The sequence below is a fragment of the Bacillus benzoevorans genome (assembly GCF_014207535.1).
GTDB classification, from domain to species: Bacteria; Bacillota; Bacilli; order Bacillales; family Cytobacillaceae; genus Bacillus_BD; species Bacillus_BD benzoevorans.
The window spans coordinates 32,708-56,588 of sequence record NZ_JACHGK010000003.1; the positions used below are offsets into that span (position 1 = coordinate 32,708).

The 23,881-nt window shown below is 40.9% G+C and carries 27 protein-coding genes; 3 read left to right on the forward strand and 24 right to left on the reverse strand.

Annotated features, from left to right (window positions below; all coding sequences use genetic code 11):
- Positions 1–253 precede the first annotated feature (253 nt).
- The 14 genes from hypE to ilvA all read right to left on the reverse strand — a co-directional run bounded on the left by hypE (position 254) and on the right by ilvA (position 13,142).
- Entirely contained in the window at positions 254–1,258 is a 1,005-nt protein-coding gene (gene hypE, locus HNR53_RS05810; protein ID WP_184523808.1) for a hydrogenase expression/formation protein HypE, read from the reverse strand.
- The gene (gene hypD / locus HNR53_RS05815) at positions 1,259–2,371 is read right to left on the reverse strand and encodes a hydrogenase formation protein HypD (RefSeq protein ID WP_184523810.1); all 1,113 of its coding nucleotides are present in this window, start codon (positions 2,369–2,371) and stop codon (positions 1,259–1,261) included.
- Positions 2,343–2,579 carry a HypC/HybG/HupF family hydrogenase formation chaperone gene (locus tag HNR53_RS05820; RefSeq protein WP_184523812.1) on the reverse strand — a complete coding sequence of 79 codons (237 nt, stop codon included), beginning with the start codon at positions 2,577–2,579 and terminating at the stop codon, positions 2,343–2,345. The genes hypD and HNR53_RS05820 overlap by 29 nt, the downstream gene beginning before the upstream one ends.
- The gene (gene hypF, locus HNR53_RS05825) at positions 2,580–4,865 is read right to left on the reverse strand and encodes a carbamoyltransferase HypF (protein ID WP_184523815.1); all 2,286 of its coding nucleotides are present in this window, start codon (positions 4,863–4,865) and stop codon (positions 2,580–2,582) included.
- Positions 4,844–5,509 carry a hydrogenase nickel incorporation protein HypB gene (gene hypB, locus HNR53_RS05830; protein ID WP_184523817.1) on the reverse strand — a complete coding sequence of 222 codons (666 nt, stop codon included), beginning with the start codon at positions 5,507–5,509 and terminating at the stop codon, positions 4,844–4,846. The genes hypF and hypB overlap by 22 nt, the downstream gene beginning before the upstream one ends.
- Positions 5,506–5,865 (reverse strand): hydrogenase maturation nickel metallochaperone HypA/HybF, encoded by a 360-nt coding sequence (locus tag HNR53_RS05835; RefSeq protein ID WP_184523819.1) that lies wholly within the window; start codon positions 5,863–5,865, stop codon positions 5,506–5,508. The genes hypB and HNR53_RS05835 overlap by 4 nt, the downstream gene beginning before the upstream one ends.
- Complete coding sequence (locus tag HNR53_RS05840) at positions 5,858–6,304, reverse strand: hypothetical protein (protein WP_184523821.1); 447 nt, start codon at positions 6,302–6,304, stop codon at positions 5,858–5,860. The genes HNR53_RS05835 and HNR53_RS05840 overlap by 8 nt, the downstream gene beginning before the upstream one ends.
- Positions 6,291–6,788 (reverse strand): HyaD/HybD family hydrogenase maturation endopeptidase, encoded by a 498-nt coding sequence (locus HNR53_RS05845; RefSeq protein ID WP_184523823.1) that lies wholly within the window; start codon positions 6,786–6,788, stop codon positions 6,291–6,293. Before HNR53_RS05845 ends, HNR53_RS05840 begins: the two co-directional genes overlap by 14 nt.
- A complete protein-coding gene (gene cybH, locus HNR53_RS05850; RefSeq protein ID WP_184523825.1) occupies positions 6,781–7,548 on the reverse strand; it encodes a Ni/Fe-hydrogenase, b-type cytochrome subunit in 768 nt (255 codons plus the stop codon). Before cybH ends, HNR53_RS05845 begins: the two co-directional genes overlap by 8 nt.
- Positions 7,549–7,560: 12 nt before the next feature.
- Positions 7,561–9,282, reverse strand: coding sequence for a nickel-dependent hydrogenase large subunit (locus tag HNR53_RS05855; protein WP_184523828.1), 1,722 nt, complete (start codon positions 9,280–9,282; stop codon positions 7,561–7,563).
- A complete protein-coding gene (locus HNR53_RS05860) occupies positions 9,282–10,352 on the reverse strand; it encodes a hydrogenase small subunit (protein ID WP_184523830.1) in 1,071 nt (356 codons plus the stop codon). The genes HNR53_RS05855 and HNR53_RS05860 overlap by 1 nt, the downstream gene beginning before the upstream one ends.
- A gap of 239 nt (positions 10,353–10,591) precedes the next feature.
- On the reverse strand, positions 10,592–11,365 hold the full coding sequence (gene tatC / locus HNR53_RS05865) for a twin-arginine translocase subunit TatC (protein ID WP_184523832.1): 774 nt from the start codon (positions 11,363–11,365) through the stop codon (positions 10,592–10,594).
- Between the two features lie 129 nt (positions 11,366–11,494).
- Positions 11,495–11,698 carry a twin-arginine translocase TatA/TatE family subunit gene (locus tag HNR53_RS05870; RefSeq protein WP_184523834.1) on the reverse strand — a complete coding sequence of 68 codons (204 nt, stop codon included), beginning with the start codon at positions 11,696–11,698 and terminating at the stop codon, positions 11,495–11,497.
- A 175-nt stretch (positions 11,699–11,873) separates the two neighbouring features.
- Entirely contained in the window at positions 11,874–13,142 is a 1,269-nt protein-coding gene (ilvA, locus tag HNR53_RS05875) for a threonine ammonia-lyase IlvA (RefSeq protein WP_184523836.1), read from the reverse strand.
- A 411-nt stretch (positions 13,143–13,553) separates the two neighbouring features.
- Between ilvA and HNR53_RS05880 the strand changes: the two genes are divergently transcribed.
- Entirely contained in the window at positions 13,554–13,853 is a 300-nt protein-coding gene (locus HNR53_RS05880) for a hypothetical protein (protein WP_184523838.1), read from the forward strand.
- A 34-nt stretch (positions 13,854–13,887) separates the two neighbouring features.
- On the opposite strand, the gene HNR53_RS05885 is transcribed toward HNR53_RS05880, so the two are convergent.
- The 3 genes from HNR53_RS05885 to HNR53_RS05895 all read right to left on the reverse strand — a co-directional run bounded on the left by HNR53_RS05885 (position 13,888) and on the right by HNR53_RS05895 (position 16,208).
- Positions 13,888–14,382 carry a dihydrofolate reductase gene (locus tag HNR53_RS05885; protein WP_184523840.1) on the reverse strand — a complete coding sequence of 165 codons (495 nt, stop codon included), beginning with the start codon at positions 14,380–14,382 and terminating at the stop codon, positions 13,888–13,890.
- Between the two features lie 53 nt (positions 14,383–14,435).
- The gene (locus HNR53_RS05890) at positions 14,436–15,392 is read right to left on the reverse strand and encodes a thymidylate synthase (RefSeq protein ID WP_184523842.1); all 957 of its coding nucleotides are present in this window, start codon (positions 15,390–15,392) and stop codon (positions 14,436–14,438) included.
- 117 nt (positions 15,393–15,509) lie between these two features.
- Positions 15,510–16,208 carry an anthrax toxin lethal factor-related metalloendopeptidase gene (locus HNR53_RS05895; protein ID WP_184523844.1) on the reverse strand — a complete coding sequence of 233 codons (699 nt, stop codon included), beginning with the start codon at positions 16,206–16,208 and terminating at the stop codon, positions 15,510–15,512.
- A gap of 41 nt (positions 16,209–16,249) precedes the next feature.
- Between HNR53_RS05895 and HNR53_RS05900 the strand changes: the two genes are divergently transcribed.
- Positions 16,250–16,627, forward strand: coding sequence for a GIY-YIG nuclease family protein (locus tag HNR53_RS05900; protein ID WP_184523846.1), 378 nt, complete (start codon positions 16,250–16,252; stop codon positions 16,625–16,627).
- 69 nt (positions 16,628–16,696) lie between these two features.
- On the opposite strand, the gene HNR53_RS05905 is transcribed toward HNR53_RS05900, so the two are convergent.
- The 3 genes from HNR53_RS05905 to HNR53_RS05915 all read right to left on the reverse strand — a co-directional run bounded on the left by HNR53_RS05905 (position 16,697) and on the right by HNR53_RS05915 (position 20,169).
- Positions 16,697–17,311, reverse strand: a complete 615-nt coding sequence (locus HNR53_RS05905) for a TerD family protein (RefSeq protein WP_184523848.1) — start codon at positions 17,309–17,311, stop codon at positions 16,697–16,699.
- Positions 17,312–17,421: 110 nt separating this feature from the next.
- Entirely contained in the window at positions 17,422–18,522 is a 1,101-nt protein-coding gene (locus HNR53_RS05910; RefSeq protein ID WP_184523850.1) for a toxic anion resistance protein, read from the reverse strand.
- A complete protein-coding gene (locus tag HNR53_RS05915) occupies positions 18,523–20,169 on the reverse strand; it encodes a YceG family protein (RefSeq protein ID WP_184523852.1) in 1,647 nt (548 codons plus the stop codon).
- Between the two features lie 294 nt (positions 20,170–20,463).
- Between HNR53_RS05915 and HNR53_RS05920 the strand changes: the two genes are divergently transcribed.
- A complete protein-coding gene (locus HNR53_RS05920) occupies positions 20,464–20,712 on the forward strand; it encodes a hypothetical protein (RefSeq protein ID WP_184523854.1) in 249 nt (82 codons plus the stop codon).
- 41 nt (positions 20,713–20,753) lie between these two features.
- On the opposite strand, the gene HNR53_RS05925 is transcribed toward HNR53_RS05920, so the two are convergent.
- The 4 genes from HNR53_RS05925 to HNR53_RS05940 form a co-directional block, all read right to left on the reverse strand.
- Positions 20,754–21,512: a TerC family protein gene (locus HNR53_RS05925; RefSeq protein WP_184523856.1), complete on the reverse strand. Its 759-nt coding sequence runs from the start codon at positions 21,510–21,512 to the stop codon at positions 20,754–20,756.
- 257 nt (positions 21,513–21,769) lie between these two features.
- Positions 21,770–22,351 (reverse strand): TerD family protein, encoded by a 582-nt coding sequence (locus HNR53_RS05930; protein ID WP_184523858.1) that lies wholly within the window; start codon positions 22,349–22,351, stop codon positions 21,770–21,772.
- Between the two features lie 91 nt (positions 22,352–22,442).
- Positions 22,443–23,030 (reverse strand): YpjP family protein, encoded by a 588-nt coding sequence (locus tag HNR53_RS05935; RefSeq protein WP_184523860.1) that lies wholly within the window; start codon positions 23,028–23,030, stop codon positions 22,443–22,445.
- A gap of 361 nt (positions 23,031–23,391) precedes the next feature.
- Positions 23,392–23,826: a BrxA/BrxB family bacilliredoxin gene (locus HNR53_RS05940; RefSeq protein WP_184523862.1), complete on the reverse strand. Its 435-nt coding sequence runs from the start codon at positions 23,824–23,826 to the stop codon at positions 23,392–23,394.
- Positions 23,827–23,881: the final 55 nt, after the last annotated feature.

Sequence of the window (23,881 nt, forward strand, 5' to 3'; positions counted from 1 at the left end):
TATTTCTATCGTAAATTGGATGAATCACTGCGGAATAACCGAAGAAAGTATGCCATTCACCAAAAGCAATACAAATTTGGAGGTTTTGAAGGTCTGAATGTTTAAGTTCGACAATCTTTTCCAAAATCCTTCAAGAATGTGAATATTTTATAAATTAATCTGGATTATGCTGCTTTTGCGTGTTTGATTCCTATCTAAAAACAAAAAACCACCTGGTAAGATGGTCTTTTTCATCGAATACGATTCATGTTCTTTAGCAAATACGCGGCAGCATGGTTCCAGCCAATCTCGTTAATATTCTTTTCGTACCAAGAGGTGTTTCTAACAGCAATCTTCCAGCATCACAATTAATTTGGGCGATCGTTCCAATACACTCGGCATCCTTTCCTTCTGCAAAAGTGCGCAGCACGCGCAGCACTTCTTCTTTGCTCTGATCAGGCACGATGATGATTGCTTTCCCCTCATTCGCAATATAAAGGGGATCGAAACCGAGCAGATCGCATGCACCTGCTACTTGAGATTTGATCGGAATCAGGCTCTCTTTAATGATAATTTGGAGCGAAAAATCCTCCGCAATTTCCACTAAAGCCGTAGCCAAGCCGCCGCGGGTCGGATCACGCATAATGCGGACTTCATCTACCGCCGCGGTCACATCTGACAGCATGGCATTTAATGAAGCACAATCACTATTTACCGGTATTTGAATTCCCAATTCTCCACGTGCCGCAAGAATGGCAAGACCGTGATCTCCTAATGTTCCAGAGACGATTACAGCATCCCCCGGCTGGAAAGCTGGCATCACTTTTTGATTTTCAACCAGGCCTATACCGGTTGTATTGATATATACGCCGTCACAGCCGCCCCGTTCCACTACTTTTGTGTCACCGGCAATGATGGAAACACCGGCTTTTTTTGCTTCTTTGCTCATATCGGCAACAATGATTTGTAAATCGGACAGCGGGAATCCCTCCTCAATCACAAATCCGCACGTCAAATATAACGGCTTAGCTCCGCTGACAGCCAGATCATTGACGGTGCCGGCAACCGATAGCTTTCCAATCGTTCCGCCTGGAAAAAAAATCGGCTTGATGACGAAGGAATCTGTCGTTACAGCAATCCTGTTTGAATGTAAATCTAAAATAGAAGCATCGAACATCGCTTCTTTGTGATGCCCAAAGTCTTTCACAAACAGATCTTGAATCAACCTGTGGCTTAATTCTCCGCCGTCTCCGTGTGCAAGGCTAATCACTTTTCCCATTTATAAACTCTCCCTCATGTATTGATAGTATGCTGAACAGCTGCCTTCGGATGATACCATGCATGGACCGATCGGTTTCAATGGATGACAAGCCTTGGAAAATAATGGACAATCACTTGGAGAGGTAAGCCCTCTGATCACTTCGCCGCAGCGGCACTTTGTTTTTTTCGGTGCAGGTGTCTCGATATGATATTTCTTCTTCGCATTAAAACGGGAAAATTCCGGCTTTAAATCAAGACCGCTGGCAGGTATGATCCCGATGCCCCGCCATGCCTCATCACATTCATGAAAATAATGGGTCATTAAATGCTGCGCTGTTTGATTCCCTTTTTGTGTAACAACAGCAGGATGATCATTGATCACAGCCTTTTTTTGCTCATAAGCAAGCTCAATTAATTTGTAAATGCCGCTCAATAGCTGTGCCGGTTCAAATCCAGTAATACAACCGCTGATGCTGTATTCACTTGACAAATATTGGTATGATTCTTCTCCAAGCACAATGGAAACATGACCCGGCAAGATAAACCCATCGAGCTGAACTTCTCCTGCATCCAGTAAATATCGTAAAATGGGTTCAATCAGCTTGGTTGTCATCCACATCGAGAAATTGACTAAATTTTTTCTTTCAGCTTCTCTTATTAATAATGCGAGAATAGGGATCGTTGTTTCAAAACCAATTCCTAGAAAGATGATTTCTTTATCCGGATTTTCTTCCGCTATCGTAATCGCTTCAATAGGCGAATATAAGACCCTGATGTCTTTCCCGGCTGTTTTTTCATCCATGAGAGAACGTTCAGATCCCGGTACACGCATCATATCACCAAATGTACAAATAATGCGGTTTTCTTCTCCTGCCAAGGCAATCATACTGTCAATCGATGCTTGATCCGTTACACACACCGGACAGCCGGGACCAGAGATCAGCTTGACTTGTTCCTTTAACGCCTGTTTTACCCCTGATTTCGCTAGTGCCATTGTATGCGATCCGCAAACTTCCATAAACACGGGGAGTCTGTGATATTTCTGTTTAAATTTTTCCGCGAGTTCCTGCACTGCTCCTAGGATGGACAAACAGATTTCCGGTTTAGAGGATTGAGCTTGCATTTCGAGCATATGAAAACTGCCTCCATTCTTCCATACTTTCTTTTGCATATCCTTCATCGATAATAGACATCGCCTGCCCGGCATGTACAATAACATAATCACCCACTTCTGCTTCAGGGACAAAAATAATGCCGACCGTTGTCTGCGATCCCATCACATCGACAACGGCACTGTATCCATGTTTTTCAATAATCTTTGCCGGCACGCCAACACACATTTATATTTCCTCCCTTTTCGCGGCTGCTGCCATCATTTGACCGTATGACAACCCGCCGTCATTGCACGGTACCTTTTGATGTGTATAGCCTTTAAAACCCTTTTTCTCTAATTCTTCCAATAATCGTTTTTTCAAATAGCGATTATGAAAACTGCCTCCCGATAAGACAACCCGCTGTGAGAATTTCGGATGCTGCTCGGAAAGCTGCACAAGACAGGCTGTGATGGCCTCGACAAGCGTTTCATGAAATGAGGTGCTGATCTCGCGGATATCCCGTCGTTGTTTCAGATCCATGCTGATTTCTTCGAGCATGTTTGTAAAATCAAATTCCAGCAAATTATTAGCCGAATGAATTTGATAGGAATAACCTTTCACTGCGAAAGTCTCAGCGGCAAATTCAGAAAGTTTAATCGCAGCCTCACCGTCATAAGTAGATATGCTGCAGAGACCCACTAGCGCACTAACCGCATCAAATAGTCTGCCGCATGTCCCTGCCATTACTGTGTTTACATTGTGCTCTAGCATGGCCTGTAAAACAGGAATATCATCTGTGCGTTTTGGAAAACGTTCTAAACAAATTTCTTTTCCTTGTTCACCTAGTAGATGCAGCATCATTCCGACCGCATTTCTCCAGGGCTCGCGAATACTTTTTTCTCCGCCTGGCAGAGGAGTGTAGGTTAAATGGGCTAAACGCTGAAAATCTTTATAGTCACCATAAAATACCTCAAAGCCCCAAATATCCCCGTCAGTTCCATATCCTGTTCCATCAAGGATAACAGCGAATACTTGGTCTTCCAATTGATTGTCCGCCATACAGGATGCCATATGGGCATGGTGGTGCTGAATTTCAAGCACTTCCTTAAAAGGATATTCTTTAGCAATCTTGCGTACATGATAGGATGGATGCATGTCCAACACAGCCGTTTCGAGTGGAATATCGATCCATTTTAGTAAGTGATCCAATTCACGCTTAAAGTGGTCCATCGTTTCGATATTTTCTAAGTCGCCGATATGAGGACCGATAAACACTTGCTCATTGCGGCCGATCGTAAAGGTTGATTTTTGCTGCCCGCCAAATGCTGCTATTCCATGCACCTGTTTATCGGTTATAAATGCATCAGGCACAAAGCCTCTAGAGCGTCTGAATAAATCAGTCCTGCCGCCGGTAATCTGCAGAACAGAATCGTCAAGCGGATGCAGGATTTCCCGTTTATGCAGCAGTATATAATCAGAAATTCCCTGTAGATCATGGATTGCATCTTCATCTTTATACATAATGGGCAAACCTGAAAGATTAGCACTCGTCATAACGACAGAAGTAATTTTTTTTCCATGAAACAGTAAATGATGCAGCGGTGTATAGGGCAGCATGACACCAAGCGTATTCATTCCCGGGGCCACTTCATCTGCTATGATTTTATTTTTCTGCTTTGAAACCACAACGATTGGGGCTTCGGGACTTCGAAGCATCTTTTCTTCTTCTGGAGTAAGAAAAGCATAGCGTCTAATTTCGTCTATACTCACACTCATCAGTGCCAGCGGTCTGACTGGCCGCCCTTTTCTTTTCCTTAACATGCGGACGGACTCACTGTTCGTCGCATCGCAGCAAAGATGATAGCCGCCAATTCCCTTAATCGCCAGAATATGACCATTTTTAATTAAGGATGCCGCTAAATCGATCGGATCGGGACAAGCAATTTCCGCCCCCGTTATCGTTAATAACTTGACAAGCGGTCCGCATTCCGAACAGGCAATGGGCTGGGCATGATGTCTGCGATTTACCGGATCCAGATATTCCCTCTCACATTGAGGACAAAATTTATAAGGCGCCATCGATGTATATGGGCGATCATATGGCAGCTCACTAATGATCGTATAACGGGGTCCGCACTGAGTACAGTTTATTAATGGATAATGATAGCGAAAATCTTGCGGATTATTCATTTCTCTCAGACAATCATCACAAACCGCCGAATCAACCGGAAGCACAAGTCTGGAAGTTCCCTTTCGTTCACTTTCAATGATCGTAAATGCTTTCGCATCTTCCAGCTCAGATGGTTCGATCAGCACTTCATCAATCCTTGCTAAACGAGGGGCATTATTTCTTAAATCATCAAGAAAAGATTCGATATGATCGCCTTTTCCTTCGATATGAATACGAACCCCATCCATATTGTTTTGAACCGTACCCAAGAGATGCCATTTTTCAGCTAATTGAAAAACAAATGGGCGAAAACCAACACCCTGGACTCTGCCGCGGACAATTACTTTTCTTGCTTTGTCCATTTGCCGTACGCCTCATCAATCCAAGAAAACCATTGATCGAGGCCTTCTTTTGTTTTTGCCGAAACTGAAATCAAGCGGGACTCCGGATTTATCGCCTCTAAATCACGTATCGCGTTCGGTACATCAAAATCCAAATATGGAAGTAAATCTATCTTGTTCAGGAGAACAAGTTCTGTTCTCATAAACATTTGCGGATACTTTGGAATTTTATCATTTCCTTCCGGAACACTTAAAACGGTCACTTTGTGATTCTGCCCTAAATCATATCCAGATGGGCAAACTAGATTTCCAACATTTTCAATAAATAACAGGTCAATTTCATCCAGATCGAATTCAGCCAGACTGGCTGCCACCATGCGCGCATCTAAATGGCAGCCGCCATGTGTATTGATTTGCACCGCCTGTGCGCCCATGGCACGGATTCTGTTGGCATCCATTTCAGTTGCTAAATCACCTTCAATCACACCAATAGCATAACGCCCTGATAATGAACGTACGGTTGCTTCTAATAGAGTCGTTTTTCCAGCACCTGGTGAACTCATTAAATTGATGACAAGGGTCTTCGAATCTGTAAATAATTCCCGATTAAATTCTGCAGCCTTGTTATTATTCGTTAATACATCTGTTCTTAGTGTGACTTTCATTCGTGCTCCTCTCCTTCATACGACAAAACTTGAAATGTTTCTCCTGTTATTATTTTTCCTGATGGCATCCGGCATGTTGGGCAAATCGTTATTTTCATGTCCGGATGATATTTCGTATGACAAAAAATACATTCTGCTTCGGCATCTTCAATCACAATCCTAAGTTCCGCATCTTCAGTAAATAAAGCTTGATTCTGCTCTTTATAAATCGCAAATGCCATTCTCAATGCATCCGGCATGGCATTTGCCAGTTCACCGACCATTAACTCAATCATTTTCAGTCTTTTGATGTTTCTTGGCAAAGCATCCTCTTGGACAAGGTTTAAAATATCTCCCATAAGGGCCATTTCATGCATATTGACCATCCTGTGTATTTTTTTTGAGACCAATATAATACCCGTCTTTTTCTCTTTTTACAGGGCATTCTAGTATTATTTTACTGTTAAAACTGTCATGATTAGATAAAATGACTTCCTCTCCACAGGTGAAACATTTACAGGCAGCATTCGCAGCAGATATAAACAGCAGCTGGGAACAAGAGGCGCATATGCCGCTGAATACTTTTAATTGCCTCTCTTGATGAACGATAATATATGGACGCCCATTGATCCGCTTTTGAACAATTCTACCAGTCTCTGATATTTCATTTGTAAGAAAATACCATTTCACGCCGAATAATTGATCGGAAACCCGATGAACTTTTTCAATGTCCCCATCCATAAATGGTTCATAAATGGAAGCCGCTGTCTTCCATAAACCGACTTTCATCTCTTTTAAAAAATCAAGCCGGTTCATGCTGACTTCTCCAATCCTCTACCTGCATCACCACTAGTGCAGCCAGTTCATGCAATTTACCTTGATTGGTTTCAGATAACTCAACACCTAATTCCAGACTGCTTGGCTGCATTCCGATCATGACGATATTTTTGGGATACCTCTCCCTGATTTTTGCCGCCATTAATACCTCCTGAAACCCAAGCTGGTGGATAGACATTTTAATACCAAAGTAGGCAGGAATATCCTCCCCTTTCAGGGTAATAATAGTCCCGCCCGGTTTTCCTGCATTAATGGCATCGATCACAATTAAATAATCGGTATCTTCTACTGGTGCCAACAGACGCATACCATCCGTAGTGCCATCAATCATTTCAATATTCTCTGCGTTTTTAAGCATTTCTTCAATGAGAGGCAGGGCATGGATGCCCAGCCCCTCATCTTGATATAGTGTGTTGCCGATCCCCAGGATGATGATCTTATCTAGATGTTGGTTTTCAGTCATGTTGCTCACCGTCGTTTACTGCGTCCTTTGCTTCTGTTTTATATCCGGTAAAGATGGACGATAAAGTACCGTTTCGCTGCATATAATCATCACGTATCGCCATATATACATGAACGACCAGAAAAATAATGAAAAACCAAGCAACAATGTGATGCCAGGAGCGAATGGCAAAGCTCGTATCGCCAAAAAGAACCGGTACCCATGCCAACATTTGTCCCCAGAAGGACTCTGGCTGCGGTTCGGTATAGAGATAAAATCCTGTTAATACCATAATGAGGGAACCTAAGCCAATGGTGATTAAATAGCTTAATTGTGCCAATGGATTGTGACCGACATAATGCGGCTTTTTATTTTTCATAAATAAATAGTACTTAATCGTTTCAATGGTTTCTTTCCAAAAAGCAGCCCTAAATGGGTTCACCGTTGTATACTTATTTCCTTTAATTGTCCAATATAAACGAACAACTAAATTTAGCGTAAAGAGAAAAGCAGCGAAGAAATGAATATACCTTACCCATCCCATCACATAAGAGTAATAGGCTTCTTCCGGAGTAGCTGCACTAAGGAATGGATTGCCAATAAAAATACCTGTAACGATTAACAGAACTATGGCTATTGCATTCAACCAGTGAAATACACGAATCGGCAGCTCCCAAACATAGACCTTCACCACTTCATAGTTGACTGTTCTAACCTTAGGCCCTCTCTTATTTTTATTTGTCTCCGATCTAGGTGATTGTACTGGTTTAGCGATTTCCATTTTACACTCCTCCTAGCCAATTCGGATTTCCGTCGTAGATTTACTATCCAGGTCAGTTAAATGGACAGCACAGGCTAAACAAGGGTCAAAAGAGTGAATAACACGAATGATTTCAAGCGGCTGATCCTTAACTAACAGCGGCGTTCCTTTTAACGATGCTTCATATGCCCCGGTATACTTGGCATCTCTCGGTGAAGCATTCCATGTAGTTGGTACCACTGCTTGATAGTTTGCTGTTTTGCCATTTTCAATTTGAATCCAGTGCGCCAAGGCTCCACGAGGTGCTTCAATCCAGCCAACACCCTGAGCTATTTCCGGCCAGGAATCAGGCTCCCATTTTGAACGATCAAATGTCACTTGATCCCCGCTTTTGATATTCTTTAATAGTGCATCCATATCATCACGCAGCCAGTCGGCAATTAAAGTGGTTTCAAGGCCGCGTGCAACTGTCCGGCCAAGTGCCGAGTGCAGTGCAGAAATCGGCAGATCTAATTTTTTCAATGTATCGTTAACCAGATTCACGACATCTTCTTTGCCGGCAGCATAGGCCACCATTACACGTGCTAACGGTCCTACTTCCATCGGTTGCCCTTTCCAGCGCGGTGCTTTCACCCAGCTGTATGCTTTATCGGTTTGCAAATGATCGTACGGGGCTTTAGGTCCGGTATAATTTAATGCCGTTTCACCTTCCCAAGGATGGAGACCTTCTGTGCTATTGTCTTTTCCGCCATAGGTGTACCATGAACGATCGATAAACTCCTGGATATGCGATGGATCCTTTAAATCAAGCTCATGAATTTCTTTCAAATCACCATTTAAGATGATACCGCGCGGCATACGGTAAAGATTCGTCTCGTTTAGATCTCCGGTAGAAAAGTCGCCATATGTCATATAGTTATTAATGCCACCGCCATAATTCCAATCCTTGTAATAAGAACCAATAGCTAATAAATCCGGAATATAGACTTCATTGACGAAGGTTCGGGCTTCATCGATGAGTTTGGAAATATGCATGAATCGTTCCGCATGAATTCCGTTATCACTATTAATATCAATCGGTGTAGCCATCCCACCGACAACATAGTGCGGATGCGGATTTTTACCGCCAAGTATCGTATGAATTTTAACAATTTCTTTTTGCCAATCCAGCGCTTCGAGATAGTGCGCAACTGCAAGCAAATTCACTTCCGCAGGTAATTTATAGGCGGGATGACCCCAATAGCCGTTTGCAAATATGCCAAGCTGTCCACTGTCGGCTACTTTTTTCACTTTATTTTGCACATCTTTAAAATATCCGGGAGAGGACTTAGGCCAATTCGAAATGGACTGGGCAATTTTTGAAGTTTCATTTGGATCTGCATTTAAAGCACTAACCACATCTACCCAGTCTAGTGCATGTAAATGATAAAAGTGCACCACATGGTCATGAACAAATAAGGCTTCATTCATGATATTTCGGATGAAACTGGCATTTTTCGGAATCTTAATTTTTAGTGCATCTTCTACAGAACGCACGGATGCCAATGCATGGGTGGTGGTACACACACCGCAAATCCGCTGCACAAATGCCCATACATCGCGCGGATCCCTATTCTTTACAATTAATTCAATTCCCCGGACAGATGTACCGGAGCTGTAGGCATCCCGAATGACACCATTATCATCTATATCTGCCTCAACACGAAGATGTCCTTCAATTCTTGTAATGGGATCTACTACAATACGTTCAGCCATTATTCATCACCCCGGCGATCTTCACTTTTTTTCTTGAATGACGTACCAACTGCATGGACAGCCACCCCTGCTGCGACAACGCCGGTTACAGCGAGTCCAATCTTATCAATATTTGCTGTTGTTTGAGAGGCTGGAATCTTGGCATGTCTGACAAAGAAAGGACCATTATCCCAAAATCCCTTTTCAGAACATCCGATACACGGATTACCAGATTGGATTGGGTAACTGACTCCGCCATTCCAGCGCATTTCCGCACATGCATTATAGGTTGTAGGACCTTTACAGCCCAGTTTATAAAGACAATACCCTTGCTTAGCTCCTTCATCATCGAAAGATTCAACAAATAAGCCGGCATCAAAATAAGCACGTCTGTTACATTTGTCATGGATACGATGACGGTAAAATGCTTTTGGTCTTCCCTGAGAATCTAATTCAGGAATAGCACCAAAGGTGATCATATGGGCGATAACACCCGTCATGACCTCAGAAATCGGAGGGCAGCCGGGAACAAGAATGACAGGTGTGTTACTTACATAACTGGAAATCGGCTTTGCTCCTGTCGGATTCGGCTCGGCAGCAGCTATCCCACCCCATGAAGCACAGCTTCCATAAGAAATAACCGCCATTGCTCCTGCCGCCATTTCCTTGATTGTTTCTTTCACATCAATACCGCCAACATTCGTAAACCCTTCCCCATCAGGGATACTTCCCTCGACAGCCAATACATACTCTCCTTTATATTTTTCGAGCACTTGTTTCATCGCTGTTTCTGCCTGAAAGCCAGAAGCTGCAGAGAGTACTTCGGTGTACTCCAGAGAAATAAAATCGAATAAAACGCTTTCAGCAGTTGGATGTGTAGAGCGAATGAACGATTCTGAACATCCTGTACAATCCTGGAATTGCAGCCACACAACTGGGACACGAGAATTTGTTTCCATAGCTTGTACCACTTTATCTGACTGGGTATAGTCTAGACCGAGTGCCGCAGCCAATGCCGTACACATTTTAAGAAAATCTCTTCTTGAAACGCCGCGTTCCATTGCCGTTTCAAATACTGTTTGTCTTTTCATAACTGGGTTCCCCTTCCCAAATTTATAAAAAAATATGTATATCTGGAGTAAATGTAGCATAAAAATACAAAATGGGGCTTGCAATTCAAAAAATTGTAACTGATTGTCCTTAAATGGCAAAGGAACATAAAAATGATGGAAATAATAAATTCTCTATGTACTCTATTAGGAAAAAAGGAGATTTTTTTTGTGATCAAAAAAGGGGCTGTCCTATTGCTTAGGACAGCCCCTAATCACCCTTATTCACTTTTTTCCAGGTCTTCTTCCTGGTCTTCGGTATAAAACTCTTCTTCCCATTGTTTTCCCTTTTTCAATTTACGCTTATAAACAATTTTTGAAAGGTTGACACTGATTTCATATAAGAAGAGTAATGGGACTGCAACAAGAGTATCTGACATAATATCCGGCGGTGATACGACAACACCGATAATAATTAGAATGAAATAGGCATACTTTCGAATCTTTTGCAGCTGATAAGGATTAATGATTCCGAGTGATGTTAAAAACATCAGCACCACAGGCAGTTCAAACAAAACACCGAAAGGAATCGTCATGTTGAAAATGAAGCGAAAATATTTTTCAGCCGTAAAATTGGTTGCGACCATATCCCCGCCAAGTTCAATAACGAAGTTCATAATTGTAGGAAAAATGACAAAATAACCGAAAGCAAGCCCGACAAGAAATAGAATAAATAATGCCGGTATATAGGAAAGTGTCACTTTTTTCTCAATTGGCTTAAGTGCCGGTTTAACAAAAAGCCATATTTCCGTCGCAAGCACGGGTATTGTACCGGCAACTGCAATTACCGTTGCGATCATAAAGTAAATCCAAATAATGTCACTCGGTCCTAAAACAATTAGTTTTACATCCAGGTCTCTGACAAACCATTTGTATATGTCCTCGACATAGATGAACCCGACAACAAACAAGATTAAAAAGGCGGCAACCGTAACGATGAGCCTTTTTCTTAATTCATCTAAATGATCCACAACATTTAATTCTTTATCTTCCATCTATTTCCCCTGCCATTATTTCATTAAATATTTACTTATATTATCACTTTGTTTATAACACATAACTAATCTATTACTAAATTAGAAGGCTTTTGTCAAGAAAAAAAGGCGTAAGAAAAATCTCACACCTTATTTAGTAACTTCCTTTACTTCCTTCTTAACCTCATCAATTTCCTCTACCACATCGCTTGTTAACTCTCTGGTAGATTTTTTGAATTCACGAAGTGTTTGTCCAAAAGCACGACCGATTTCAGGCAATTTTTTTGGTCCAAAAATGATAAGTGCCAATACAAGAATCAAGATTAAACCAGGAATCCCGATGTTTGATAACATAATGAACATCTCCCTTAGCAGTTGCTTGTAAATCTACCTTGATTATAGTACGTTTCAGAACCAATTTGGAATTCGCAATAAAAACGTCATACAAAGTTCACATGAAATACAAGATTTTTTTACAATGTGATAATAATCATTTCATTCTACATCCTGTTTGGCTCTGCCGAACCCCTTAAATTAGAAATTGAAACAGACTGCTATCCTTATTAATCTCTTTATAGTGAAACCCTTTTTTATTCATCCGAACGATTAAATCTTTGTAATCTTCTTTTTTCTTTAATTCAATTCCGACCAAGGCAGGTCCGTTTTCTTTATTTGTTTTCTTTGTATATTCGAAACGGGTAATATCATCATTTGGCCCGAGCACTTCATCTAAAAATTCGCGCAATGCGCCTGCACGCTGCGGGAAGTGGACAAGAAAATAATGCAGTAATCCTTCATGAAGCAAAGATCTTTCCTTTATTTCCGCCATTCTTCCAATATCATTATTTCCGCCGCTGATGATGCATACGACCGTTTTCCCTTTAATTTGATCTTTATAATAATCAAGTGCCGATACAGGCAGCACCCCTGCTGGTTCTACAACAATGGCATGTTCATTGTAAAGCTCTAAAATGGTTGTACATGCTTTCCCTTCAGGGACCACTACGATATCGTCCACTAATTTCTCACAGATGGAAAAAGTCTTTTCTCCGACACATTTTACCGCCGCACCATCAACGAATCCATCAATGCTGTCCAGCGGTGTGACGATTTGTTTAGCCAATGAGGCTTTCATGGATGCTGCACCTTCCGGCTCAACTCCAACCATTTTGGTGTCCGGTGAAACGCTTTTGATAAAGGTGCTTAAACCAGAAACCAATCCGCCGCCGCCAATGCTGGCAAATACATAATCGATTTTTTCTTCACAATCATTTAAAACTTCAACCGCGACAGTTCCTTGACCAGCCATAACCATCTCATCATCAAACGGATGAATGAAGGTTCTGCCTTCCTTTTCCGCACAAAGAACAGCCTGATTATAGGAATCATCAAACGTATCTCCAGCCAGTACAATTTCCACAAATTCTCTGCCGTGCATTTCAACTTGTTTAATTTTTTGACTTGGAGTTGTAGTCGGCATGTAAATCTTTCCATGTACCTGCAATGCTCTGCAAGAATAGGCAACACCTTGAGCATGGTTCCCTGCACTTGCACAAATAACGCCGTTTGTAAGCTTTTCTTGAGGAAGCATTTTCATACAGTAATAAGCTCCGCGTAATTTAAAAGATCGGACCACTTGTAAATCTTCTCTTTTTAAATAAACGTTACAATTATATTTTTCAGATAATCGCTCGTTTTTTTGCAATGGCGTATGGGTAACGATATCTTTCAGATGCTGGTATGCAATTAGAATATCCTCCAACTGCAGCCATTTTTTCTTCATAATCTTCTGTTCCATATCTTCACCCTCAATTCAATTCATTTCCAATATTATATCAGTACATTATACCACTAATCTGCTGATTTTCAATTGTCCACCCGCTAAACACTTCTTTGGTATATATTTCAAATTGACTATTATTATTTTCGGCAAAATGGAAGGATTTTGCAAGGAATTTTTTCAAGGTAAATCTAATGGTGAAAATTGATAGAATATGATATAAATATTATATAATATTTACCTTTTATACGTTATATATAGTTGAAATTAATAGTATAATAAGGGAAATAGGTCCTGCAAGAAAGAAAATTTCAGAATGATCCGAATAGAAAATGCAGAAGCATCCATTCGGAACGATTCTCTCTTTTGTTATGTAGTTGATTCAGCAACTATCATAACAATAATTTAAGTGAAAAGGGGTTTGTAAACATGAGTAAGTTAGAAACGATGGAAAAAGTAGCTGATATGGTTGGTTTAAACGTTGGTTATGTTGTCGAAGCTGCGACATATTTCCGCAATTTTGAAGAAGCATTCAACTGGATTTATCTTTCAGAAGAAAATCCATACCGTCCATATGAGCAAAATACATTAATCAAAAAGATGGCCGGCATTACCATCGAGGATTTACAGGATGAAAAGGTGAACTCTGTGATCGAATATATGGTATACGAGGATCGTCACACATATATTACAGATACCGGTCTCGCTTATTTACGTATTATTAAGTAAGCTGAAAAAAGAAAGCGGAGTTCCGCTTTCTTTTTTATTTATTTTGCATCCGTTCATAGATATTAAAAGAATATTCATAAGGATTTTTCTCGTCTGTCTCGCCCTTTTCTGATGAGACCAAGGTCCAGTCAGATTCATCGAATTCTGGAAAATTGGTATCCCCCGCAAATTCATGCTCAATCACCGTAATATACAGACGATCGGCAATGGGAAATACTGTATTAAAAACTTCTGCACCGCCAATGACAAATACTTCTTCCTGTTTTTCTGCTTCAAGGCTTTTTAGTTCCGCAGGGGAATGAATCACCGTACAGCCTTCCGGGTGATAATATTCATTCCGTGTCACAATGATATTTTCTCTTCCGGGAAGCGGTTTTCCAATCGATTCATGCGTTTTCCTGCCCATCACAATCGGATGTCCCATTGTTGTCTTTTTAAAAAATTTTAAATCCGCAGGCAGATGCCATGGCAGCTGATTATCTTTGCCAATCACTCTGTTTTTATCCATCGCTACAATAAATGAAATCATCTTTAATCTCCCTTTCCATACAATCATTTGCAAAACATCTGCAAAGACTCAAATCAGACTGCTACAGGCGCTTTAATGGCAGGATGGGGATCATACCCCTCTATCGAGATATCCTCCATTTCAAAATCAAACAGTGACTTCTTCTGCTCATTTAATTTTAATACTGGAAACGGACGTGGCTCCCGTTGCAGCTGCATTTCAATTTGCTGAAAATGATTAACATAAATATGTGCGTCGCCAATTGTATGCACAAACTCTCCCGCTTGCAGGCCGCATTCATGCGCAATTAAATGGGTCAACAAGGCATAGCTGGCAATATTAAACGGAATCCCAAGAAAGATATCCCCACTTCGCTGGTACAATTGACAGCTTAAGCGGCCATCATGCACATAGAATTGAAACAGCGAATGACATGGCGGCAAAGCCATCTGCGGGGTAAACTCAGGCGACCAGGAAGATAAAATCAACCGTCTTGAGTTTGGATTCATTTTAATTTGTTCGATTAAACCCGTTAATTGGTCAATTTTTCCACCGGTGGTCGTTTCCCATGCCCGCCATTGCTTCCCGTACACAGGACCTAGTTCACCGTACTTGTTGGCAAAGCCTTCATCACTAAGGATTTTATCAATAAATTTAGCCATCTCTGCTTCATACTTGCAGCGAAACTCTTCGTCCTGCTGGCTGCGCAAGCCAAAATCTGTCATATCCGGGCCTTGATACTCGTCACTTTCCACCCAGTTTTTAAATGCCCATTCATCCCAAATATGGTTATTATGCTGCAATAAATAGCGAATATTTGTATCGCCTTTAATAAACCAGAGCAATTCACTTGCGATTAACTTGAACGGAACCCGTTTTGTCGTCAATAACGGGAACCCTTGCTGCAGGTCGAATCTCATCTGATAGCCAAAAACAGAAAGAGTGCCTGTACCCGTCCGATCCCCTTTTTGATTGCCGTTTTCTAAAACATGACGGCACATGTTTAAATATTCATATTCCTGATGCTCCATGAATTGCTGCTGCTCCTTTCAGTAATAGCCCTATCACCAGACTGGTAATACCGCGTACTATAATTGATACATTAACCTCATTGTATCAAAAAAAGACTAATAGTAAAATTAGTCTCGTTAGGATACGTCTTGTATTAACTGAAAGGTTAGCGGAGCTTTCCTTTTCAATTCTTCTTGTAACTTTCCACCCAAATAATAGTAGGCAAAGCATTCGGCAAAATATTCTTCGGGGTAGGTTAAAAAGTAGGGCTGCCCAGGGAAAAGACGGCCACTTTCTTTATGCCAAATTTGAATAAAATCCGGGTTATAGCGAAATTCATCCAATACATAACGATCGATGGAATGCGCCAATTCATGAAGTTCCAAATTAACGGAACTATGACCGTTTCCTTTCTGACTGGCGCCAATTTTGATCAGCACCGTTTTACTGCCCCCAATCCCCGGAACATCATCCCATGTTGTCTTCGTATACCCCCGGGGCATGATGCCGGCAAGATGGGAGGCTGTTGGATTTTCTGTTAATTTACCCGTAAATAATTTAATCCTAATCCCTGCTTCGTTTGTCTTCTTTAATATCGAAACAGGAAGCTGATCGAGTCGTGATATGATGCCTGCTGCCTCCTTCTGATTAAATGGGGCATGCGGCAGGATGACAATCTCTCCCAGCTCAGTTTCTGATTTTAATTGAAGCATTTCCCATAGTTGTGCAGATTCGGGATAATTTTTTAATTGGATCCCGCTATCATTCGCATGGGAATTTCCCATCAGAGTCAACGCCAATAAAATAGAACCAAGTACTATGATCTTTTTTCTCATCAATTTCAGCCCTTACAATGTATTTTCTAGGAGGTTTTCATATGTATGAATCTATTAATCCCGGACATTCGTTATATACCATTTATCTGCAATTAAACGATGCGCAAAATATTTCAATTGGAAAGCTTGGAAATTTTCATTTTCAAAAGGGGATTTATATCTACGTAGGGAGTGCAAAGAAGAATATTCTGCACCGAATCAAGCGCCATAAAGAGATTGAAAAAAAATACCATTGGCATTTTGACTATCTCAGACCATATGGAACCATTACTAAAATTATAACATATGATACTAGTTTCACAGAGTGTGGTCTTGCTGACAAAATAAGGAAGGAAGTGGATGGGAGTATTCCCGTTAAGGGGTTCGGCGCCTCAGATTGCAAATGCGGCAGCCATCTAATCTATATGGGTGGTTTATAATGGAAAAAGGAAAAGGTCTTGCTCCCTGGAGATCCGGAAGTCAGACCTTTCGTGCTTCAGCAAATGCGATTACGTATAAGAACGAACGAGTTCAGATAATCCTGTTGCCGATGTCCCGTTCCCGATGGCGGCAAATTTCCAGTCAGAACCATTACGGTAGATTTCCCCTACAATGAGTGAAGTTTTCCCGCTATAGTCATCTGATAAATTATATTTGATTAAATCCGCGCGAGTTGAAGGATTAACAATTCGGATATAGGCATTCTTAATCATGCCAAAATGCTGTTTTCTTTTCACACAATCATAAATATTTACGACAAATACGATTTTATGAATATTAGCTGGAATATGAGTTAATTCGATAAAAATTTGTTCATCATCACCGTCGCCGTCACCTGTTAAATTGTCCCCGGAATGCTCGACACTGCCATCCGTGCTTGTCAGATTTCCGAAATAAACGACGTCTTTTTGGTTGGTCAGTTTCTCGTTTTCAGATAAAAGCAGAACAGAAGCATCACAGTCAACATTCGGTGCCGCATTTCCACCGCCAAAAAGCGAGCCGAAAAATCCCTTACCGCCGCGGGCATCCACCGGATCCCAGCCAAGACCTACCATAATTCTGGATAATCCCGGATTCCCTTTTGTTAAATCAACGCGCTGCCCTTTTTGCAAGCTAATTGCCAAATCAATCACCTCATTCGTTTATTTAAAAACAGTATCTATATAAAATCAATGATAAACACACAAATAATTAGATTTCCCGATTATGATGCAATGAGGGGTATTTTGCTGCTTCAGCTTTGTTTCATTTTTTTGAAATTTTCCTGCAGCTGTTCTAATCGTTTTGTTCCTTCTTCACGGAGTCGTTTATTTTCCTCTTCGATGGCCTTTGTTTCCTGCATCCCTTTTATAATGATATCCCAGGATTCCTCAATCGTTTCAATTTTTATGCTTGGGCCTCCGGCCAGTCTAGCAATATCCGCGCTTTGCTGAGATATATTCTGGGCATTCCGGAGGAGCATTTCATTTGTTCGGCGATCAAGCTCACTCATCGAATCCGCCACCAATTTCTGCCTTTTTGCCGCCATCGCTTGTATGAGACCGTTTTTAAAGATTGGAATAGTGGTGACAAAAGCAGAATTAATTTTTCCAATCAGCTTCGTATTTCCTCGCTGCAGCAGGCGGATTTGCGGCGCAGTTTGCAAGGAAACCATTTTCGCCATTTCCAAATCATAAACCCGAGTCTCAAGCAATTCAACGGCATTCCGTAGTGAATCTAGCTGCATCCCTGCAATTTGATCTCCCCCCGCAGCCCGAGCTTCCAGCTGCGGCAGCTGCTGCATTTTTATTTCATCTGCCTTCATTTGACCGGCCACTGCATATTTCTCCAGCTCCAGATAGTATTGATAGTTTTGCTCATACATATTTTCCAGCATGTTTGTGGATTGTGTCATTTCACTTTGATATTGCGAAATTTCGACATAGACTTTATCAATTTCCTTCCCCATCGTCTGGTATTTACCAAACAGCCTTTCCACTATCTTCTCGCTTTTTTTAAACAGCTTGCCTAAAATACCGCCAGAGCCCTTTTCAAAATCTTTTTTATCAAATTTATCCATGATGCGACCCAGCTGTTTTAATAGTTCACCTGAATCTTCTACCTTTGTTGTCCGCATATTATGCAGGATTTGATCGGAAAAACGGGAGATTTGCACAGCTGGTTCTTTACCGAATTCCAGTATTTGAATTTGATCCCGTTCATCAATGGAACGAACGAGATTTTGTACTTCCGGATCATTCCGCAGTGCCAGTTTCATCTCTGACACCTTTGATTCTGAAAGCTTATCATCTGCTCCTGTAAGTGTTGGATTCATTTGCTGCCCTTCATTATTCATTTATTGCTCTCCCCTCAAATTTTTCAAGAAACCGCTTATCGTAAATTTCCTTAATGGTGATGGTTCCCGATATTCCTGTTCAAATACCAAATCCTCGAGCCAGTGCGTATCATATAATTTATCATCGATATAATTTTCAACATCATTTTGTCCCGGCGGGTTATAAAGGATCAGATCAAATCCGAATTGATTTAATAACAGGAGTAAGACCGCATCCGAACGTGACAGAATTCCGCTTATTCCATTATTAAATAGAATAAGCTTGGGCACTTCTTGTGAATAATCGAACTTCTGCATCATTCTCACGATCTCAGACGGAATCTGCATCCCATGGGTAAATAAATAGATTTTCACATCTACTTCCTTTTCATGATGCAAAGCCTTTAACCGCGGTTTAGCACACATATTTTTTATCGCTGCTGCAATCCCTTGCTGCAGCCCTATTGGAAGCTGGCTGTACTTCCAATAATTAGCCTCGATCATTTTTTCTATGCTCAGTTCCCCTTCCCGGTCAATCGCATTGCGATAGTGGAAGCGAAAATCATTATTGATCGAGCGTGTCAAAGGAAATTCCTTAATAAGAAGGCTATTTTCCCATTCTGTAAGAGCATGGAGACGTTCCCAATATTCCTTGCGATTTCGGCTTACCCCTTGAATCTTGGCAAATATAGCTGGGATTTTGACCTTTCCGTTTTGTACGGCAAAATCAGGCCGGATCAGCGCCTTTTCTTTTGTCAAAAGAAACAGTTCATCATATGTCGTTTTCAGTGTGATGGACGAAGGAGTATAATCTCTCAACTGCCATGGCTTGAAAAAATGAGATTCTTCATGATTTAAGATGGTTTCTATTTCCCGCGACGCCCGATACGCTACGGTTGATTTTCGATTTCTCTTTTCTGCCGGAAAAGGCTCCGGGGCATGTGTTTCGGGATATTTATGAATAAATGTTAAGTGCTGTTCTTCATCAAGCAGGAAAAAAGGATCCTCGCCGCTTGGATTAAAAAGTAAAACATCACAGCCCAGATAGAGTAAAAATGTTAAAAAATATTGATGACTTTTCTTCGTATTTCCGTACCAAATCAGCTTCGGCATCGAGATATCCGGATTTATCTGATCGATGGCTTCACTTAGGTGATTAAAAGACCATTTTATGACATCTACTAATACCCGCTGCAAATCAGGACTTTTCAATCCGTCCTTTTCTTTCTCGGTAAAGATAGTAAGCATCGTGATAAAAGCTTCTCGAATCTTCCGGTGTATAGCTGGATTGGAAGATTTAAGCAGCAGCAGCTCACCATCAAGAAATGCCGTAAAGCGATTAACTGAAAGATGCTGTTCCTTACTTATATTAAGCACCCGTTGAATCGATTGAAATTGTTTATTTTCAATGGTTTTGTCTAAATGATCTTGGCTAATAAGCAAGACTCCGGGAATGTCTTGATGAACGAGATCATATAATCTGTTATAATACTCGTCTTCATCAAGCGGGACACCAAGAAATCGCGCTGCTGCCTGACCAATATGGAGAATCCCTTCTTCCACCATAAATTGCGGGCGGGAATGGATGGGTTTCTGTACCGTTGCAAGCCAATTTTCATAAGACAAAGGCAAAATATGATTGATTATCTGCCGAATAGGTTGATTCATGTAGATCACTTCCCTTTACAAGCGAAAGATAGTTTCACGAAGGATGATACAAATCTTGCAAATGCACTTTTTCATGAACTCTCTTTATCATCATATCACAGGTCACTGTCGTTTAATCAATATACGAAGGGAATGGCAAAAGGTTTCAAAATAATGCGTTCAAAAACTTTTCACCTTCCTGCATGTTCTTGAATACAGATGGGGTGAAGAGATCTGACAAAGATACATTCTTCATTATGATATCGGTTTCAAAAAGGTAACAACGCTTATTACTAGTCGTTAAGGGTGAATAGCATGAGATTTTTGCATAAACGGGTGCCCGAGGAAGAACTTCAAACTCATTTCAAAATGCTAGAAGACGTTGTCAATTCTGTTTATTTTATCCTGATTGATTTATTTTTTTGCGGGCTGTTTCTTTCCATGTTTACTTTGTCTGTCCACCATTCTATTAAAATATCGATTTTGATTTTTATCGGTTTTTATCTATTTGGTGTAAGCATCTACCTTCTGCTGAAAAAATGGCTCAAGGATGGGACGCAATAGGTGAAAAAGAGAACAGACCATTGTCCGTTCTCTTTTCTTTGCTAGGATTGAAATCCTTTTTTCTTATTCCTCATATGAATAATAATAGTTGCGCCAAAGGTAACTAAGATAAGAATAAAGAATAACTCATGGCTGACTTCAATATCAAAGACGCTGAGGAACATCTTCACCGCTATAATCATGATCAGGACATACGCTGCTGTTTCCAATTCGGGTATCCGATCGATTAATTTAAGAAACACACCGGCTACCCCCCTCATCATTAGGACACCCAGCATACCGCCCAATAGCAGGATCCACACTTTTTCACTAATCCCAAATGCAGCAAGGACACTGTCGACAGAAAAGGCAATATCCATTAATTCTACTGATGCGACCGTTCCCCAGAAATTACCGAACATCCGGATAAGCAGACTATTCTTACTCATTTCTTTTGTTCCTGATTCATCAGCTGACGGTTCTTTTTTCCGATCAAGGAAATAGCGGACAGCCAGCCAGGCTAAATAGGCGGCACCAAGTACTTTCACCCACCATAGTTTAATCAGGAAAACACCGATCCCAATGGCGATAAAACGGAAGCTATATGCGCCTATTAAACCATAAAACAGTGCTTTTTTCCTTTGCTTCTCAGGCAGATGGCGAACCATTACGGCTAATACAAGGGCATTATCAGCAGAGAGCAGGCCTTCCAAAATGACAAGTGAACCAATTAATCCCCAGCTGACCGGATCAGATAATACTTCGACCCACATCCCCCAATCAAAAAACTGGGCATACGTATCAATAACTCCTTCTAACATTCAAAATGTTCCTCCTAAGACTGTTGATTGAGAAAGACCCGCATCCAAAGTGCGGGTCTTTCATAAATAATCAAATTCGCCCGTCGAATTTGTGCCTCGGATTTTTTCGAGCCCGCTCGAAAAATTTCCTTTAAAAATCCGGGGCATCCGCCGGAGGCTTAACTTCATTCAGCTAGGGATTGAATCTCAACTGAATTAGAGAGTTTATTTGCATTCATCCCTTAACTATTGAAATAGATGCCTTCTGCTGAATGTAGTTAACCTACCTGCAATCCGAAGTTTGTTGCCAAAGCAGCAAGCCCGCCTTGAAAACCGCTTCCGATTGCATTAAACTTCCATTCTCCATTATGCCTGTACATTTCACCTACGACAAGTGCTGTTTCAATTGAAAAATCCTCCCCTAAATCAAAGCGGACTAATTCTTCATTTGTCGCAGCATTCACGATTCGTACATAGGCATTAGATACCTGCCCGAAATTCTGATTCCGTTCTTCGGCTTCATGGATGGTAATCGCAAAGGCAATTCGCTGTGTGCCTGCAGGGACTTGTGTTAATGCCACGCTGATTTGTTCGTCATCACCTGAACCTTCTCCGGTGCGATTATCACCTGTATGTACGACAGAACCATTTCCTCCGGTTGTATTATTGTAAAAGACAAAATCGCTGTCTGATCCTACTTTTCCATTTTCACCTAATAGAAAAACGGAAGTATCGAGGTCAAAATCTTTTCCTCCATCATATTTATTGGTGTCCCAGCCAAGACCTACAATGACTTTCGTTAATCCGGGATTCGTCTTCGTTAAATCAACCTTTTGTCCTTTTGATAAACTGATTGCCATATTCATTACCTCCGTTATAGAATTCTTTTTTTAGAAAGGGTTTATCCCCTGTTCTTACCTTAGTATATTTTGCCTGTTACGGCAAAAAATATCAACTCATCCATTTAGGCGGGGTATTTTTATCCCAATAAATGACCCCCAATTCATGGTGCAATTGAAATTGGTCATGTACCGTATGGTAATGGAAATTAAAAGTAAAGCCTTCTTGAGGGGGATGGTCTCTTCTCACGTGGAAGCGGATGACATCCTGTTTCGTTTTTTGATTCATAATATGAAATATTTTCTCTGATTGACCTCCCCCAGGCATTTCCGTTACCGAAAGGTGGCTTAAATCATCTTCTGGAAATTGTAAAGCAATTTCTTCGATTGCTTTCTCTATATTTGGCAAAATAATCTCCCTAAATTCATCTTCAATCACCGGTTTAATTTTTGCGCCAAACTTGAGATAGGCTTGGGATTCGGCTTGTTTAACCATTTCCTGAATAAAGGCATCCCGTTCTGCTAATGCCGCCGGCGAATGATTCGTCGCTTCAGCCACTAGCGGAAGCGCCTCAATCATATTCCTTTTTTCTTGTTTATTGGCTTCATTAGGATTGTTCGAAAGGACCTGCGGTGTCACCATACCAAACGTAATGACGGTCACTAGAATTACTAATGATTTTCGAAGCCATTTTGGCAATACCCTCAACTCCTCTAGTACAGGGCATAAATGAAGTTTACATAACTTAATTATGGTTTATTCACACATTTTCCTGTAAGTGATGTACGCTGTTATTCATCTATTAAAAACAGTATACTTCTTTTTACGTATAAAATAAAAAAAGGTTTCATATTTTTCATTTTCCTTAATAAATATATTAATAGACTTAAACATCACTTACTAGGAATTTTAATATTTTTTAAAAAAAGGGGGAAGGGAAATGGAATGGTCAATTGTCACAGGCTGTCTGCTTTTGATGGGCTATTATGTGTGGTTAGCATGTACAGATTAGTGGAATAGAAGGCAAATGAAAAAGGATGCCGCAGGCACCCTTTTTCATTTAGCAGTTTTGATCAAAGGCTGTCATTAAATTCCCCATAATATGATCAAGCGTTTGACCTTCAATATCATGGCGGTGAACGAAATGAACAACTTCTTTTCCATTTAATAAGGCCATAGATGGTGATGATGGCGGGATATCACCGAAGTATTCACGCATTTTTGCGGTCGCCTCTTTATCCTGACCGGCAAATACCGTCACAAGATGTTCTGGTTTATTCTCATTGTATTTTACGGCTTCGGCCGCTGCAGGACGTGCCAAACCCGCTGCACAACCGCAAACTGAATTAACCACTACAAGTGTGGTGCCCTGCGCATTTTCCATATATTGTTCTACATCTTCTACGCTGATTAATTCTTTAAAACCGGATTGCACTAATTCTTCACGCATCGGTTTTACTAATTGTTTCATATAATCTTCGTATGCCATTGACATGTTGAATTCTCCTCCCCTCGGTGGTTTTCAACATAAGCATACTATAAATCGTAGT

Excerpts from the sequence above, each read along its gene's own strand:
- HNR53_RS05940 (WP_184523862.1), bottom strand. The coding sequence starts at position 23,826 with ATGTCAATGGCATACGAAGATTATATGAAACAATTAGTAAAACCGATG.
- hypB (WP_184523817.1), bottom strand. The coding sequence starts at position 5,509 with ATGAAAGTCACACTAAGAACAGATGTATTAACGAATAATAACAAGGCT.
- HNR53_RS05925 (WP_184523856.1), bottom strand. The coding sequence starts at position 21,512 with ATGTTAGAAGGAGTTATTGATACGTATGCCCAGTTTTTTGATTGGGGG.
- cybH (WP_184523825.1), bottom strand. The coding sequence starts at position 7,548 with ATGGAAATCGCTAAACCAGTACAATCACCTAGATCGGAGACAAATAAA.
- HNR53_RS05910 (WP_184523850.1), bottom strand. The coding sequence starts at position 18,522 with ATGAATAATGAAGGGCAGCAAATGAATCCAACACTTACAGGAGCAGAT.
- HNR53_RS05845 (WP_184523823.1), bottom strand. The coding sequence starts at position 6,788 with ATGACTGAAAACCAACATCTAGATAAGATCATCATCCTGGGGATCGGC.
- hypD (WP_184523810.1), bottom strand. The coding sequence starts at position 2,371 with ATGCTCGAAATGCAAGCTCAATCCTCTAAACCGGAAATCTGTTTGTCC.
- HNR53_RS05835 (WP_184523819.1), bottom strand. The coding sequence starts at position 5,865 with ATGCATGAAATGGCCCTTATGGGAGATATTTTAAACCTTGTCCAAGAG.
- tatC (WP_184523832.1), bottom strand. The coding sequence starts at position 11,365 with ATGGAAGATAAAGAATTAAATGTTGTGGATCATTTAGATGAATTAAGA.
- HNR53_RS05890 (WP_184523842.1), bottom strand. The coding sequence starts at position 15,392 with ATGGAGCATCAGGAATATGAATATTTAAACATGTGCCGTCATGTTTTA.
- hypF (WP_184523815.1), bottom strand. The coding sequence starts at position 4,865 with ATGGACAAAGCAAGAAAAGTAATTGTCCGCGGCAGAGTCCAGGGTGTT.
- HNR53_RS05885 (WP_184523840.1), bottom strand. The coding sequence starts at position 14,382 with ATGATTTCATTTATTGTAGCGATGGATAAAAACAGAGTGATTGGCAAA.
- HNR53_RS05930 (WP_184523858.1), bottom strand. The coding sequence starts at position 22,351 with ATGGCAATCAGTTTATCAAAAGGACAAAAGGTTGATTTAACGAAGACG.
- HNR53_RS05880 (WP_184523838.1), top strand. The coding sequence starts at position 13,554 with ATGAGTAAGTTAGAAACGATGGAAAAAGTAGCTGATATGGTTGGTTTA.
- HNR53_RS05820 (WP_184523812.1), bottom strand. The coding sequence starts at position 2,579 with ATGTGTGTTGGCGTGCCGGCAAAGATTATTGAAAAACATGGATACAGT.
- HNR53_RS05840 (WP_184523821.1), bottom strand. The coding sequence starts at position 6,304 with ATGAACCGGCTTGATTTTTTAAAAGAGATGAAAGTCGGTTTATGGAAG.
- HNR53_RS05900 (WP_184523846.1), top strand. The coding sequence starts at position 16,250 with ATGTATGAATCTATTAATCCCGGACATTCGTTATATACCATTTATCTG.
- hypE (WP_184523808.1), bottom strand. The coding sequence starts at position 1,258 with ATGGGAAAAGTGATTAGCCTTGCACACGGAGACGGCGGAGAATTAAGC.
- HNR53_RS05920 (WP_184523854.1), top strand. The coding sequence starts at position 20,464 with ATGAGATTTTTGCATAAACGGGTGCCCGAGGAAGAACTTCAAACTCAT.
- HNR53_RS05915 (WP_184523852.1), bottom strand. The coding sequence starts at position 20,169 with ATGAATCAACCTATTCGGCAGATAATCAATCATATTTTGCCTTTGTCT.
- HNR53_RS05860 (WP_184523830.1), bottom strand. The coding sequence starts at position 10,352 with ATGAAAAGACAAACAGTATTTGAAACGGCAATGGAACGCGGCGTTTCA.
- HNR53_RS05855 (WP_184523828.1), bottom strand. The coding sequence starts at position 9,282 with ATGGCTGAACGTATTGTAGTAGATCCCATTACAAGAATTGAAGGACAT.
- HNR53_RS05870 (WP_184523834.1), bottom strand. The coding sequence starts at position 11,698 with ATGTTATCAAACATCGGGATTCCTGGTTTAATCTTGATTCTTGTATTG.
- ilvA (WP_184523836.1), bottom strand. The coding sequence starts at position 13,142 with ATGGAACAGAAGATTATGAAGAAAAAATGGCTGCAGTTGGAGGATATT.
- HNR53_RS05895 (WP_184523844.1), bottom strand. The coding sequence starts at position 16,208 with ATGAGAAAAAAGATCATAGTACTTGGTTCTATTTTATTGGCGTTGACT.